The 14,694-nt window shown below is 75.8% G+C and carries 11 protein-coding genes and 5 tRNA genes; 7 read left to right on the forward strand and 9 right to left on the reverse strand.

All coding sequences use genetic code 11. The annotated features are described in order from the left end of the window. Positions 1-15: 15 nt before the first annotated feature. The 4 genes from EV374_RS08240 to EV374_RS08255 form a co-directional block, all read right to left on the reverse strand. Entirely contained in the window at positions 16-768 is a 753-nt protein-coding gene (locus EV374_RS08240; protein ID WP_132233184.1) for an ABC-2 transporter permease, read from the reverse strand. Further along, positions 765-1,697 (reverse strand): ATP-binding cassette domain-containing protein, encoded by a 933-nt coding sequence (locus EV374_RS08245; RefSeq protein WP_132233186.1) that lies wholly within the window; start codon positions 1,695-1,697, stop codon positions 765-767. Before EV374_RS08245 ends, EV374_RS08240 begins: the two co-directional genes overlap by 4 nt. A 603-nt stretch (positions 1,698-2,300) precedes the next feature. Then, positions 2,301-3,464: a cytochrome P450 gene (locus EV374_RS08250; RefSeq protein WP_132233188.1), complete on the reverse strand. Its 1,164-nt coding sequence runs from the start codon at positions 3,462-3,464 to the stop codon at positions 2,301-2,303. 9 nt (positions 3,465-3,473) lie between these two features. Then, on the reverse strand, positions 3,474-4,142 hold the full coding sequence (locus tag EV374_RS08255) for a class I SAM-dependent methyltransferase (RefSeq protein WP_132233190.1): 669 nt from the start codon (positions 4,140-4,142) through the stop codon (positions 3,474-3,476). Positions 4,143-4,463: 321 nt separating this feature from the next. Between EV374_RS08255 and EV374_RS08260 the strand changes: the two genes are divergently transcribed. Beyond that, positions 4,464-5,345 carry a hypothetical protein gene (locus EV374_RS08260; RefSeq protein WP_486485636.1) on the forward strand — a complete coding sequence of 294 codons (882 nt, stop codon included), beginning with the start codon at positions 4,464-4,466 and terminating at the stop codon, positions 5,343-5,345. A 128-nt stretch (positions 5,346-5,473) separates the two neighbouring features. On the opposite strand, the gene EV374_RS08265 is transcribed toward EV374_RS08260, so the two are convergent. Continuing rightward, complete coding sequence (locus EV374_RS08265; RefSeq protein WP_486485637.1) at positions 5,474-8,377, reverse strand: M36 family metallopeptidase; 2,904 nt, start codon at positions 8,375-8,377, stop codon at positions 5,474-5,476. Positions 8,378-8,665: 288 nt separating this feature from the next. Between EV374_RS08265 and EV374_RS08270 the strand changes: the two genes are divergently transcribed. Beyond that, positions 8,666-9,844 carry an alkane 1-monooxygenase gene (locus tag EV374_RS08270; protein WP_132233194.1) on the forward strand — a complete coding sequence of 393 codons (1,179 nt, stop codon included), beginning with the start codon at positions 8,666-8,668 and terminating at the stop codon, positions 9,842-9,844. 57 nt (positions 9,845-9,901) lie between these two features. Here the strand turns inward: EV374_RS08270 and EV374_RS08275 are convergent, their stop codons facing one another. Then, a complete protein-coding gene (locus EV374_RS08275; protein ID WP_132233196.1) occupies positions 9,902-10,477 on the reverse strand; it encodes a TIGR03086 family metal-binding protein in 576 nt (191 codons plus the stop codon). 183 nt (positions 10,478-10,660) lie between these two features. Then, positions 10,661-11,263, reverse strand: coding sequence for a TetR/AcrR family transcriptional regulator (locus tag EV374_RS08280; protein ID WP_132233198.1), 603 nt, complete (start codon positions 11,261-11,263; stop codon positions 10,661-10,663). A gap of 306 nt (positions 11,264-11,569) precedes the next feature. Here EV374_RS08280 and EV374_RS08285 point away from each other — a divergent pair. The 3 genes from EV374_RS08285 (at position 11,570) to EV374_RS08295 (ending at position 11,835) form a co-directional block, all read left to right on the forward strand. Next, positions 11,570-11,642: transfer RNA gene (locus tag EV374_RS08285), tRNA-Gly, on the forward strand. Between the two features lie 34 nt (positions 11,643-11,676). After that, positions 11,677-11,747 (forward strand) — tRNA-Cys (locus tag EV374_RS08290). Between the two features lie 13 nt (positions 11,748-11,760). Further along, positions 11,761-11,835 (forward strand) — tRNA-Val (locus EV374_RS08295). Between the two features lie 413 nt (positions 11,836-12,248). Here EV374_RS08295 and EV374_RS08300 read toward each other — a convergent pair. Together EV374_RS08300 and EV374_RS08305 are read right to left on the reverse strand one after the other, a co-directional pair. After that, entirely contained in the window at positions 12,249-13,889 is a 1,641-nt protein-coding gene (locus EV374_RS08300) for a helix-turn-helix domain-containing protein (protein WP_132233200.1), read from the reverse strand. 200 nt (positions 13,890-14,089) lie between these two features. Continuing rightward, positions 14,090-14,329, reverse strand: a complete 240-nt coding sequence (locus EV374_RS08305) for a DUF6458 family protein (RefSeq protein ID WP_091620076.1) — start codon at positions 14,327-14,329, stop codon at positions 14,090-14,092. 163 nt (positions 14,330-14,492) lie between these two features. Here EV374_RS08305 and EV374_RS08310 point away from each other — a divergent pair. After that, positions 14,493-14,565 (forward strand) — tRNA-Gly (locus tag EV374_RS08310). A 49-nt stretch (positions 14,566-14,614) separates the two neighbouring features. After that, positions 14,615-14,689, forward strand: a tRNA-Val gene (locus EV374_RS08315). The last annotated feature ends 5 nt before the right edge of the window (positions 14,690-14,694 follow it).

The following is a 14,694-nucleotide window of genomic DNA, read 5'->3' on the forward strand; positions in this document are numbered from 1 at the left end:
CGCCCCGGTCCGGCCCTACGCGTCGCGGCGGCGCAGCGCGGCGCGGCCCAGCAGCAGCGCCGCGCCGGCCCAGCCGGCGAGCAGGAGCAACCCGACCGGCGCGGGATAAGGGTCGGTGTCCCCGGCCAGGAAGTGCCCGCCGGCGACCCCCGGGAAGGCGTCCGCGATCCGGTTGAGCACGGCGATGTCCGGTTCCTGCAACGACAGCGGGACGATCATCAGCGTGGCGACGAGTACGGTCAGGGTGAGCACCGCGCTGCGCAGGGCCGCGCCGAGCCCGAGGGCCAGCACGCCGACCAGCGCCAGGTAGGTCGCCACCGCCAGGACGTCGCCGACGGTGCCGCCCGCCGGCGCGGCGCCCCAGCGGCCGAGCACCGGCCGTGCCACCAGGGCGCCGACCGCGCCGAGCAGCAGCCCGAGCGCGAACGTCACCGCCCCGGTCACCACGGCCTTGGCCAGCAGTACCCGGCCGCGCGACGGCGTGCACTGCAAGGTGGTACGGATCGTGCCGCTGGTGAACTCGCTGGTGATCACGAGCAGGCCCAGCGCCAGCACGGCGTACTGGGTGAGCTCGACCGCGCCGATCACGACGCTGCCGACGGTGACGATCCCGGCGTCGTCGGCCGGGTCGTCGTTGGTGTTCGCGTTGGCGGCGTAGATGGCCAGCTGACCGGCGGTGGCGGCCATCAGCAGCACCCCGGCCAGCAGCGACCACCAGGTGGAACGCACGGACCACACCTTGGTCCACTCGGCGGAGATCGTGTTCATCGTGCCTCGCTCCGGGTCGGGGTGCCGGCGTACTCGACGCTGTCGGCGGTCAGTTCCATGAAGGCCTGTTCCAGGGACGCCCCGTGCGGGCTGAGCTCGTGCAGCCGCACTCCCAGCTCGTACGCCAGGTCGCCGATCCGCTCGACGGTGGCGCCGGTGACGGTCAGCTCGTCCGGGCCGGCCGGCTCGACGGTGGCCCCGGCGGCGGTGAGCCGCCCGGCGAGCGCGGCGAGGCCGGCCGGCTGCGGGCTGCGTACGCGCACGGCCACCGCGCTGCCGGCGATGACCTCGTCGATCGGGGCGTCGGCGAGCAGGCGGCCCCGGCCGATCACCACCAGCCGGTCGGCGGTGAGCTGCATCTCGGTCATCAGGTGGCTGGAGACGAAGACCGTCCGGCCCTCGTCGGCCAGGGCGCGCATCAGCTGCCGGACCCAGCGCACCCCGTCCGGGTCGAGGCCGTTGACCGGCTCGTCGAACATCAGCACCGGCGGGTCGCCGAGCAGCGCCCCGGCGATGCCGAGCCGCTGGCCCATGCCGAGGGAGAGGGTGCGGCCGGGCTTGGCGGCGGCACGGGCGTCCAGCCCCACCGTGGCGAGCACCTCGTCCACCCGGCGGTCCGGTAGCCCGTTGCTGCGGGCCATCGCGAGCAGGTGCGCCCGACCCGAGCGGGCGGGGTGGACGGCCCGGGCGTCGAGCAGCGCGCCGACCTCACGCAGCGGTCGCCGCAGCTCCCGGTACGCCCGCCCGCGCACGAGCGCCTGCCCGGCGGTGGGCCGGTCCAGCCCGAGGATCATCCGCATGGTGGTGGACTTGCCCGCGCCGTTCGGGCCGAGGAACCCGGTGACCCGCCCCGGTCCGATGTCGACGGTCAGGGCGTCGACGGCGGTCGTGCCCCCGAACCGCTTCGTCAACCCACGTAATGTGATCATGCGCCGACGCTAGGTCCGGCGCCGCTTGCGGCACCGCGCCCGAACGACACCCTCCGGCACTGACTTTCGTCAGGTCTCCCGTCACCCCGCCCCCCCGCGCCCCGCCCCCCCGCGCCCCGCCCCCCGCTCCCCGCTCCCCGCGCCCCGCTCCCCGCGCCCCGCGGTCTGCGGGCGGCGGGCGGCGGGCGGCGATGGCGGTCGCCCGACGCTGTCGAGCTGCCCGCATCGACGGGGCAGGCGCTCCGCTGCCCGGATCAGAGCCGCCTGCGGTCTTGGCGACCCTGCTGACTGGGGCAGCGGGCTCACACCGGTTCCCCTTACCGGCGAACGGAAGCGTCGACGCGGGGGACGTCTCGGCGTGGCGAACGGCAGCGTCGACGCGGGGAGACGCCTCGGCGTGGGGGCGCTCCAGGGGTCATCGGGCTGGTCGCACAGATGGGGCAGCTCGACAGCGTGTTCGTCGCCCGTCGCCGTCGGCTGTGCGGGCCGGTGGCCACGTCCGGCGGGAGTGGGCGTGCCCGTAGCCCGTCGTCCCGGGACGGTGCCGGTCGCCCCGGACGGCGCCCGGCCGGCCGCTGGGGACGCGACGTGGTCGGGAGGCGTTCAGCGTTGGCGGACGACGAACGCGTCGGGCATCCGGAAGGTCAGGTTGTCCGGGCACCACGGCTCGCGGAGCACGCTGACGCCGTCCAGCAGCGGGGCGGTCTCCGCGACCACCACGGCCGCCTCCATCCGGGCCAACTGGTCGCCGACGCAGCGGTGCGCGCCCGCCCCGAAGGCCAGGTGCCGGCGGGAGCCGCGTTGCCCGGGCCGGAACTCGTCCGGCGCGTCGACGGTGGCCGGGTCGCGGCCGGCGCGGGCCAGCCAGAGCACGATGCTGGTACCCGCCGGCACCGCCGTACCGCCCAGCGTGGTGTCCACCGTCGCCACCCGTCGCCACGTCACGATGGGCGGCTCCAGCCGCAGCCCCTCCTCGACGACGTCGGCGACCGCGATGGTGCCGTCGCGCAGGCCGGCCAGCACGGCCGGCTCGCCGGTCAGCCGGTGCAGCAGCAGGGTGAGGAACTGCGAGGTGGTCTCCTGGCCGGCCACCAGCAGGAAGAACAGCGCGCCCACCACCACGTCGGGCGGGTGCCCGGCGGCCCGCAGCGACCCGGCCAGCCCGCCCCCGGTCGCGGCGAACTCCCGCAGCACCCGGTGGAAGCGGCCCACCTCGGCGGCGAGGGCCTGCTGCCGGTCGGCGTCCAGGGGCGCCCAGAACAGTTCCAGTGCGGCGCGGGCGAACTCCTTCACCGCGCCGACCGGCGCGTCCGGCAGCTCGACCAGCCGGGCCAGCACCAGCAGCGGCAGGTCGGCGGCGAGCCGGGCGTACAGGTCCACCGGCCCGCCGGCGTCCAGGGTGGCGGCGATCCCGCCGACGCGCTCCCGGACCAGGTCGGTCAGCCAGGGCCGCTGCGCGGCGACCCGCGTCGGGTGCAGGGCGTCGGCGACGATCGCCCGGATCGCCGGGTGGCTGGCGCCACCGTTGTTCGCCAGGGTCGGCGGCAGCCGGAACCGGTGCCGGGCCAGCACCCGCAGCGCGGCCACCGGGATCGGGGTCACCGCGTCCAGCGCGTTGTCCGGCCGGTACGTCGCCGGATCGGTGAGCACCTCACGGACCAGGGCGTGCCGGGTCACGACCAGGTGCGTGACCCCCACGTGGTCGCGTACCCGGGCCACGTCCGGCCAGTGCGCGTCGGCGGTCTGCGCCCAGCTCCGGAACAGCACGCCGACACGCTAGCGGCCCGCCCCCGGCAGCCCCGCCCGCAACTGCCACACCGTGGTGCGCTTCACCCGTACGCTCTCCAGCGTCTCGGGCACCGGCACGTCGTAGACGGCCAGCTCGTCGAAGCGGTCGTGAGGCAGGAAGGCCCGGCCGGGGTCGCCGACCAGCACCCGGGCCCCGGCGCGGGCGGCCCGGAGCAGGAAGCGCAGCACCCGGTTGGCCATCGCCTGGCTGTAGAACACGTCCCCGGCGAGCACCACCTCGGCCCCGCCGGCGTCGCCGTCGAGGACGTCGCCGAGTTCGGCGTCGACGCGTACCCCGTTGGCCTCGGCGTTGACCGCGACGGCCGCGACGGCCAGCTCGTCGATCTCCACGGCGCGCACGGCGGCGGCGCCCGCCCGCGCGGCGGCGATGGCGACCAGGCCGGAGCCCGCGGCGAGGTCCAGCACCCGGCGGCCGGCGACCAGTTCCGGGTGGTCGGTGACGTACCGGGCCAACGCCTGCCCGCCGGCCCAGGCGAAGGCCCAGAACGGCGGCGGCTGCGCGCTGCGGAACTCGCCCTCCGTCAGCTCCCACAGGCCGATGGCGTCGTCCGCCTGGTGCAGCCGCACCTCGGGAACGAAGGCGACCGGGGAGAGGCTGGCGTGCAGGCGGACGAAGGCGGCGGAGAGGTCGGACACGCCGGCGATTGTCCCCCGCCGCCCGAACCCGCCGCCCGGCGCCACCCCGGATCGCCCCCGACCGGCGGCCGGTCGAGGGCCGCCGACCGGCCGCCGCCAGCCGGTCGCCCCCGCGCGGTCGCCTCCGGCCGGTCGCCTCCGGCCGGTCGCCGCCGCGGGGTCGTCGGGCCCGGCGTGTCGTGGGGAGGGGGTGACCGGTTCACCACCCTCGGTGAAAGCGACCCCCGCGCTTGGCGACCGGTGCGAACACGCCCGTCTACCGGCCGGCCGGCGGCGCTGGCAGCGTTGCGGGTTGGCGGCGACCGACGGGAGGTGGGAACGGTGGCGACCGTGTGGCGGTACGCGCTACGGGCCGGGGTGGTGCTCGGCTGCCTGACCGGGGCGGCTCTGCCCGCGCCCGCGCAGGCGGCCTTCGTCACCGAGTTGAGCGGCCTGCCGGACGAGTTCACCGCCGGGGGCCGGGTGGAGACCGTCTCCGCCGTGGTCTCCCGCGACGACGGCGGCTGCGTCAAGGTCCGCTGGTCGATGGTGCTGCGGGTGCGCGGGATGCGGCTCGACCAGGTCAGGATGGACCGGGTCGAGGAGACCGGCTCGTTCCCGCTGGACATCCGCGCCGACGGGGACGTGGCCCGGCTGACCGACCGCCGGCTCGACCCGGGCACGCTCTGCCCCGGGCGGACGGTCACCGCCCGCTACCGGTTGGCCTTCGCCGGTGACGTCACCCGGGGGCGGATCACCCTCGCGGCGGAGGCGTACGACGCGAACCTGCGGCTGCTGTCCCGACAGACGGCGACGCGGTCGGTGGTCGGGTCGACCGCCCGGACGGCTGCGCCCGGAGAGCCGGAGCCTCGCCCCGCCCCGGCGGACCCGACCGGCCCGGCCGGGGAGACCGGGGGAGCGGCGGAGCCGGAGGCGGCGCCCGCCTCCGACGAGCCGGCGACCGACGACCTGTCGACCGACGAGCCGGTGGCCGCCGGGGCGCCGGCGGCGGCCGGCGCGGGGCGGCCGGTGGCGGGGGCCGGCGGTTTCGGGGCCGTGCAGGCCGCGTTCCTGCTCGGTGGGCTGCTGCTCTCGCTCGGCCTCGGCCTGCTGCTGCGGCTGCGTCACCTGACCCGGGCGGTCGGCGCGGACGACGACGTCGGGCCGGACCGGCGCCGGGAACGGGCCGCCGTGCCCGATCGGTGGCGGGCGGCGCGCCGCTGACCGGGGGCCACAGGTACGGCTGTCCGGCGGAGTCACGGGGACGTGTCTCCGGCGGCGGTCCGCCCGGGTCGACGGCCGGAGGTGGTCCGTCGGGGCCGGCCGGCGCGCCGGCCGGCCCCGACGGTGGGTCACTTCGAGAACGCCTGGAACTCGGCGATGCGCACCTGGGTACGCGCCGGGCTGGCCGTCGCGCAGTCGGTGGTGGTCGCCGGGTCGTCGTCCTGCTCACCGGCGTAGGCGGGGCCGCCGGTGCACTGGCTGGCCAGCACCTCCAACCGCAGGTGGGTGGCCAGCGTGGTCGGCACCGCGAACTCCCGCAGGTTGATGTCCGGCACGTACGCCCGGTACGCCCCGCCCGGGAACGCGTCGGGCGCGCTGGTGTGGATCCGCCGCCAGTTCGCCGGATCCGCGCAGTCGGTCGTCTTCGCGTTGCACGCCGACACCGCGAACGAGCGCAACGCGCTGAGCGCGTTCTGGCTGCCCGCGTCGGCGTCGCCGGCGATCGCCGGGCGCAGCATGGCGCTGACGTTCACCCGCTTCACGACCTGCGGCGCGTCCCCGGGCAGCGCCACGGTCACCTGCCGCCCGGCGACCCCGTCCAGGGAGGCCCAGTTGGTGGCCTCGGTGTCGTCGGCGATGCGGTCCAGGTTGACCCCGTCGCCGGTGACCGTCGCGCCGGACGCCGTGGACGCCAGGTTCCGGCTCATCCGCAGGTCGACGTACCCCTCCTTGCCGGCCTTGGCGACCACGGTCAGCCGCTGGTGGCCGAAGCCGGGCGCGACGGCGAGCAGCTGGTACGTGCCGGGCACCAGCTCGACGGTGTCCGGCAGGGCGTTGGCCGGGTCGGTGTCGGCCACGGGCACCGCCCGCGCCTCGTACGCCCCGACGTACACCCGGATGGGGGCGTCGGCGCTGTCGCCCTTCGGGCGCAGGGTGAGCACGGCGTTGTCGGCGCCCGGAGCGGCGAAGCTCGGCGTCGGGTCCGTGTCGGCGGCGCCGTTGGTGGCGGCGTCGCGGCCCATCCCGGAGCGGGCGAACTCGGCCCAGAGCAGGTCCTGGTTGGCGCCGCCGAAGCGCAGCAGGTCGGCGGTGAGCATGTTGTCCCGCATGTCGAGCATGCTCACCTGGCTGGCGGCCTGGAGCAGGAACGAGTCGAAGACCAGCTGCGACCAGCGCCGGTTGCCCGGGCACTGCTCCACCGCCACCGTGCCGCGCGCGCAATCGAGCTGCCGCTGCGGGGTGCCGACCCCGTAGCGCTTCATCATCGCGGCGCGCACCCGGAAGTTGGTGGCGCTCCAGATCTCGCCGTCGGCGTGCACGGCCGGACCGCCGGTGTTGTAGCCGACGTCGGAGTAGTTCAGCGGGCTGCGGCTGAAGTCGTGGTTGCGGATGCCGCTGACCAGGTTGCCGGTGACGTAGCCGCCGGTGACGTAGGGCGTCTCGCCGGGGGCGCGCAGCCCGTGCTGGAACAGGTACTCGGCGGCGAGCAGGTCGCTCCACGACTCGCCCATCGAGCCGCCCTGGTGCCCGCTGATGCCGCTGTCCGGGCCGGCGATCATGCGGTTGGTGATGGCGTGGGTGTACTCGTGGCCGATCACCGTCATGTCGTAGTCGCCGTCCACGCAGGGCGGGTACGGCCCGCCGGCCTGCGGCTGCCACAGGTACATGTTGGTGGTCGGCGGCAGGCCGTCGCGCGGCGTGCCCTGGTTGGCGTTGTTCCGGTTGCCGCTGAGCGCACCCTGCTGGGCGCGGCCCTGCTCGGCGTCGCCGCCCAGGCCCTGCGGGGTCAGGTTCACCGCCTGGAGGTTCCAGGTGGCCTCGGTGAAGCCCAGGTGCCAGGCCCAGTCGTGCATCCGGTTGTGCATGGCGAACAGGTTGGCGATCGCGGCGTCGCCGTCGTTGCGCTGCGCCGAGGTGAACACCTCCGGGTTGCAGCGGGCCTGGTGCCACTGGTCGGTGAACCGGTACTCGTAGCGGCGCTGGAGGCTGGGCGTGGCCGGTACGGCCGGCGTGCCGCCGCCCCAGGACAGCACGGTGTTGGCGGAGTTGCCGCGGGCGGTGCCGGTCGGCGTGCCGGTGGCCGCGTCGACGTCCCAGGGCTGGCCGGTCGCCGGGTCGCGGAAGGCCGCCTGGCAGCCCGGCGCGGGGTCGCCGCACCAGCGCACCCGGGGGTCCTGCCCGGGGCCGAGGTCGCGCGGCGGGGTGGCCGGGAAGACCGCCCAGCTCGGGTTGTCCGAGTCGAAGTCGACGAGGTCCTCGCGGACCAGCACCTGCCCGGTGATCCCGTCGACGTAGGTGGTGAACGCCGCGGGGTGGTCGGTGTCGGCGCCGATCAGGGTCACCTCGTACGCGGCCCGGGGCCCGTCGAGCGGGGTGGGCACGGCGACGGCGCGGACGCTGTGGCTGCGTACCGCCTCGGCGGTCAGGCCGGCGTCGGCGCGCGCCGCGGCGTACGCCTGTTCGTCGGTGAGGGTGGCCGGCGCCGGCGCGTCGGTGTCCCGGGACAGCGAGGAGCTGACCGCGAGGACCTTGCCGCCGGCGACCGCGACGGTGACCAGGCCGTCGTGCCCGGCCGGCAGGTCGCCGAAGCGCTGCCGGAGGGTGACGACGGCGCCGGCGCCGACCGGGCGGACCAGCACCCGGTCCATCGCGTCGACCGCCGAGGCGTCCAGGCCGAAGAGGTCCTGGTGCCCGGTGAGGTACGCGCGGGCGGCCGCCTCCGGCTCGGCGGGCAGGCCGGTGGCGAGGGGCGCGCTGCCGGGGCCGAGCGCGTGCGGGGTGCCGAGGCGGTTCCAGCGGGCGTCCGGGTCGGCCCTGCGCGCCAGGCCCCGCTGCCGCGCGTCGGGGGCGGCGGTACCGGGGCGGTTGTCGACGTCGGCGTGCTGGTGCTGCCCCTCGGCGAACGGGCCGGAGCGCCGCTCGGCGGAGGTGCCACCGGTGGGGGCGGCTGCGGTGGGTCCGGTGGGCAGCAGCGCGGCCGCCACCGCGGTCGCCGCCAGGACGGGGACGAGCCGGCGTCGACGCCGACTCATCCAGGGTGTCCACTCCGGTTGTGCCACGGGACCTCCTCGTGGGAGCGGGGTGGCCGGCCCTCCGCCGGCCCGCGCAGCGCGGTTACGCATGCGCATCTGTGGATATCAGCCTGCCTGGATGGGGACAAGGGTCGCGCCTACTCAAGGCGGCCCGGGCGGCGCGGGAGCCCTCGCGGATGCCGGAGCGGCGGCCCCTCCCCACGCTGGTTTCGACAAAAACAGTCCCTTGTACACGGACGTGACGGCTGTCACAGTCGAAGGAGGACCGCGACAGAGCGGAGGCCGGCCATGGCCCTCGATCCCACAGCGCCCGCCACCGCCGCCGGCTGGCGGGACACCCGCCGGCCCTGGTGGCCGCTGGCGTTGCTCGTCCCGACGCTGCCATTCGTCGGCTGGGCGACCTGGCGGGCCACCGGCGACGCCTGGGCCTGGTGGCTCACCCCCGCCGCCGTGTTCGTCCTGATCCCGGTGGTCGACCTGCTGGTCGGCGAGGACCGGCGCAACCCGCCCGACGAGGCGGTGCCCCGGCTGGCCGCCGACGGCTACTACCGCTGGCTGACCTACCTCTACCTGCCGGCCCAGTACGCCGGCCTGGTGCTCTGCTGCGCGGTCTGGGCCCGGGGCGACCTGACAGTGGTCGGGGCGGCCGGCCTGGTCGCCACGATGGGTGTGGTCGACGGCATCGCCATCAACACCGCCCACGAGCTGGGACACAAGCGGGAGACGGTGGAGCGCTGGCTGTCCAAGGTCGCCCTCGCGCCGGCCGCGTACGGGCACTTCCACGTCGAGCACAACCGGGGCCACCACACCCGCGTCGCCACACCGGAGGACCCGGCCAGCGCCCGGCTGGGGGAGAGCTTCTGGGCGTTCTGGCCGCGTACCGTCTCAGGCAGCCTGCGCTCGGCGTGGCGGCTGGAGGCCGCCCGGCTCCGCCTGCGGGGCCGCAGCCCGTGGACGTGGCGTAACGAGGTGCTCAACGCGTTCGCGATGACCCTCGCGCTCTACGCGGCGCTGGCCGTCGCCCTCGGCCCGGGCGTACTGCCGTTCCTGGCGCTCCAGGCGGTGGTCGGGTTCTCCCTGCTCGAGGTGGTCAACTACCTGGAGCACTACGGGCTTGCGCGGCAGCGCACCCCCGCTGGGCGCTACGAGAAGGTCGACCCCCGGCACAGCTGGAACAGCGACCGCAGCGTGACCAACATCTTCCTCTTCCAGCTCCAGCGGCACAGCGACCACCACGCCAACCCGCTGCGCCGCTACCAGACGCTGCGCACCTTCGAGTCCTCCCCGCAGCTGCCGGCCGGCTACGCCACGATGGTGCTGGCCGCACTGGTGCCGCCGGTGTGGCGCCGGCTGATGGACCACCGGGTGCTCGCCCACTACGGCGGGGACCTGACGCTGGCCAACGTCCACCCGCCGGCCCTGCGCCGGCTGCGGGAGCGCCGTCGACGTGGCCCGGCGGCCGCCTGACGAGCGGGTCCGCGTCCCGGCCCGCCGCGCGACTCCCGCCGCGGCCGGTCGGGTTCCTCACGGCGCCCAGTCGGGGTCGCGGCCGAAGGCGGCGACGAGGCGGTCCTGCTCGTCCGCCCGCGCCGGCACGTCGACCTCCGGTCGGACCAGCCGGCCCCGCTGGTAGTCGCCGATCCGCTGAGCGAACCACTGCGCGCACGCGGCGACCGCGTCGGCGTCCAGCCGGGGGTCCGCGCCGATCGCCACGGCCAGGTCCCAGCCGTGGATCAGGTGCTCCGCCGTCAGTTGGTGCAGGTACTCGTCGGCGGGGGTCTCGCCGGAGGAGAGCCCGACGGTGCGCTCCAGCGCCCCCGGGTGGGTGAAGGCCAGCTCGGCCTGCCCCGCCGCCTCCCGGGCCGCGCCGGCCGGGTCCGCGCCGAGCACGTCGCCGTCGTAACGGTCGCCGACCTGCTCGATCGTCCGCCCCGCGAGCAGCGCGACGCTCCACCGGTCCTCGCCCACCACGTGGTTGACCAGCGCCCGGACGTCCCAGTCGGGGCACGGGGTCGGGTCCGACCACTGGTCGGGGCCGACCTGCGCCACCCGGTCGGTGAACTCGGCCAGGCTGCGGCGGTACGTCTCCAGCGGGTCCATGCCGACGATTGTTCCGGCTGCCTCCGGGGGCCGAGCCGTTTTGCCGGCTTCGCGGGCGGCCGGAGCGCCGGTCGCGCCCGGCCGGTCACGGTCGGGACCCCGGCCGCCGGCGCGTCCACCACGGCGCTCACCCCGCACCCCGCTGCACGAGGCGGGCCCTGGGCGCGCTGGGGCGGTGCCGGCTCAGTCCAGCTGCGCCGGGTCGAGCCCCAGCTCGCGGGCGGTCAGCAGGCGCACCCACTCGGCGAACTGCCGGCGGGAGATCACCCGGTCGTGCACCGCGAGCTGCACCGCCAGCCCGTCCATCACCGCGCTGATCCGCCACGCCGCCCCGGACGGGTCGGCGCACTCGAAGGTGCCGTCGCGGACCCCGTCGGAGATGACCGTGGCGAGGTCCTCGCGCCAGCGCAGGTCGAGCCGGCGGGAGAGCTTCTCCAACTCCGGGGTACGCAGCGACTCCGCCCAGCCGTCGATCCACATGGCCCAGGAGGTCGCCCGGCCCGCCGGCGTGTAGAGCCGGACGATCCGGCGGAGCTTGGTCAGGGGCGGGGCGCTCGAGCGCATCACCGCGTCCAGGCGGGCCAGATCCTGCTCCACCGCGTACGCGAACGCCTGCGCGAGCAGCCGGTCCTTCGTGGCGAAGTGGTAGAAGACCAGCGCCTGGCTCACCCCGGCGGCCTGGGCCACGTCGGCCGTGCGGGTGTTGGCCAGACCGCGTTCCACGATCACGTCACAGGCCGTGCGCAGCAGGGCATCCAGGCGGATCTCCGCCGCACGTCTCGTCACGCCGTTACCGTAGCCCATCGAATCGAACACGGGCAGTTACGGATCACGGTCCGTTCTGTCCGCCGGAGTCGGAAGCCGGACAGTTCCCGGGGCGGATCCCGGTCGCGAGGTCGCCCTGGCTGCGGACTGCGGGACGAGTCCGGTCCATCCTCCTAGGAAGCCTGGCCGGTGGGCGGGACGTCACCCTTCCGCCGCAGGTGCGTGGCGGGACGGTCCCACCCGACTCGCCGCCAGCCACCCCGATTTGGCAACCGCTCGCCCGCTCGGCTAAAGTTCTCACCCGTCACCGGTTAACGCCGGAGACGTGCGGACGTAGCGCAGCTGGTAGCGCATCACCTTGCCAAGGTGAGGGTCGCGGGTTCGAATCCCGTCGTCCGCTCGGAGCTGCCGCCACGCATGACGGGGGCAACCTCGGTGGGGTGGCCGAGAGGCGAGGCAACGGCCTGCAAAGCCGTGTACGCGGGTTCAAATCCCGTCCCCACCTCGGTAACAAGCGAGGGCGATTGGCGCAGTGGGAGCGCGCTTCCTTGACACGGAAGAGGTCACTGGTTCAAACCCAGTATCGCCCACCAACACGAAGGCCCGTCACCGGATGGTGTCGGGCCTTCGTCGTTCCCCGCCCTTCACGCCGAGCGCCCGTGACCACCGACGAACGCCTACGGCCCACGGCGGGGGTGGACCCGCGGCCATCAGCAGCGGAGGTCCGCCGGGCGCACCGACGGCGACCGCCCCGCCCACGGCCGTCGGCGTGGACGGGGCGGCCGCGCCTCCCCCCGGAGTGACCGGTCGGACGTGCTTCCCCGTGCCGCGCGTCCGGACGCGGGTCGGTGGACGGCCGGCGTCCCGTACCGGCTGTAATTCCACGGTAGGAAGTCCCTGCCGACGAAGGCGAGGACCGATTCGCACAGCGGGAGCGTCGCGAGTGCCGGCCTGCACAGCGACCTCGGCCCGCCGCCGTGCTCGATCCGGCCGGGAGCGAGTCCGCTCAGTCCGGCCGGAAGTCGAGGATCCGCAGCGCGAGCCACAACTCGTGCCGGGCGCTCGGCCCGCGTAGCAGCGAGCGTCCCAGGGCCTGCTCGGCCCGGCCCAGCCGCTTGCGTACGGCGGACACCGAGATCCCGAGCGTGGCGGCGGTGCCGGGAAGCCGGCCGTCGGCGCGGAGCCAGGCGCGTACCGTCGCCAGGCCCACGGCCGTCCCGTCGGCGGCCAGGGGCGCGACCTGGCCGTGCGCCCAGAGGCGCAGGGCCGGGGCGGCCAGCAGCCGGTCCAGGCCGCTCCACCGGACGTCCTCGTCGCCGCCCTCGCTGCCGTCACCACCGCCGCCCTCGCCGCTGTCACCGCCGCCGCCGCTGTCACCACCACCGCCGTCGGGCGCGGTCGGGCCGAGTAGGCGCAGGGCCAGCCACGCGATCGACTGGTCGGAGACCCGGGACAGGTCCAGGGCGAGGCGGTCGCGCAGCAGCGCCAGCCGGGCCGCGAGGGTGTTGCGGTGGATTCGCAGGTGGCGGTGGGCCGCACCGTCGAAGGCGAGCCACGAGCCGAGCGTCGCCAGCAGCTCCTGCCCGTCGGGGTCGGTGCGTCGGCCCGGTCGGTACGAAAGGACCGGCGCCAGCAGCGTCGAGGCCCAGTCACTCCCCGCCGGGCCCGCCGCGGACCGCAGGTCTGCCGGGCGGTCGAAGCGGCAGTGCCCCTCGGGCCGGCTCCGGGCCACCGCGAGCGCGTGGAACGCCTGCTCGTAGCCGACGGCGGTGCGGTGCAACGGGACCGGCTCGCTCACCCCTACCCGGGTGCCCGGCACCCGCTGACTGATCAGTCGGCCCGCCACGTCGGCGTCGTGGCCGCAGGCGTCCGGCGCTCCGCCGTGCTGCGGAACCAGCGCGATGAGGTGCCGGGAGCGCACCGGGCAGGGCACCACCCACGCCCGCCCACCCAGCGCACGGGTCACCTGCCCGGCCGCCTCGCCACGTCGGCCGGGAGCGCACTCGACGACGCACACCCGGGCCACGTCCGGCAGGTGGGGGAGCAGCGCCGCCGCGACGCGCCGGGCCGGCGCCACGTCGCCGACCATGAGCAGGTGCAGCACCGCCTCCCGGCCCCGGCCGTCGCCGGCGGCCACCCGACGCCGAGCCCGCTCGGAGCGGTCCAGCCGCCAGCAGAGCCCGAGGAGGCGCGCGGCGTCGGCGAGCAGATCGCCCGGGACCGGGTCCGCCGGGTCGACGGCCGCGAGCCACGGCGGCGGGTCCGTCCCGCCGTCGGGATCGCAGTCCGCGCCGTCACCGGGTTCGGCGGCGGCGAGGGCGACGAGGTGGACGGTGGGCGCTCCGTCGCCGCCCCGCACGGCCGCCGGGGTGCCGCGCGCGTGCAGGCCGGGTACGGCGCGGGCCGCCGCGGCCAGCACGGCCCGGGCGAGCGGGTGTCGACCCGCCCGGACGCTCAGGACGGTGCCGTCGACGCCGACCAGGGCGACCGTGGCGGCGGACCGGCGGGCCAGTTCGCCGAGGACGGCCGGAACGGGATCGGGGCCGGCGGCGAGCCGGGTCATCGCGACGACGGCCTCGGCGCGCTCGGGGCGGGAACGCGACGATGGCCGTACGCGCGTCCGCGACCTGTCCGGCTCCGTCCGCATGGCAGCAGACGCTATTACCCGCCGGCGGCGCTCGCCAGCGAGCCGGTCCAGCGGCGACCCCGGGCACCGCCGGGCAGCGGGGCGCCGGGGCTGTTCGTACGGCTGGCGGACGCGACGTGCCGGCCACCCTGCTCCGGGTGACCGGCACGTCGACGGTGCGTTGCGCGACCGTTCAGCTCCGGCGGCCGCGTGGACCGGCGTCAGAGCGGCGGGGCGACGTCCCGGCGCTCCTCGACCCGCCGGTACTCGACCGGCTCGGTCGTGCTGACCACCTGGCGGCGACGTCCCCAGATGAGCGTGGTCATGATGAGGCCGAGCACGCCGGCAGCCATCAGGATCCACCCGACGACGTCGAGGTTGATGCCGCCGAGGCTCGCGTCGAGCGCGAAGGTGAGGATCGCGCCGAGCGCGATCAGGAAGATGCTGGTGCCGATACCCACGACAGCCTCCTTGGTCAGGGGATGTGGTGTGCTGTCGATGGCCCCAGTACCCCGTGGTCTACCAGCGCAATCATCGCCCCGCCCGGCCTCCGGCGGGGCGGCGTGCCAGGCGATCTTGCCGTCGGGTAGAGTTTCCCCCGTCGCCGACGAACACCGGCGGCACGCGGACGTAGCGCAGCTGGTAGCGCATCACCTTGCCAAGGTGAGGGTCGCGGGTTCGAATCCCGTCGTCCGCTCGCGATCCGCCCCTCATGATCCGGCCTGCCGGATCGGGCGGTCACCCCCGGGCGATTGGCGCAGTGGGAGCGCGCTTCCTTGACACGGAAGAGGTCACTGGTTCAAACCCAGTATCGCCCACCAGCTGT

This window comes from Micromonospora sp. CNZ303 (assembly GCF_004345505.1).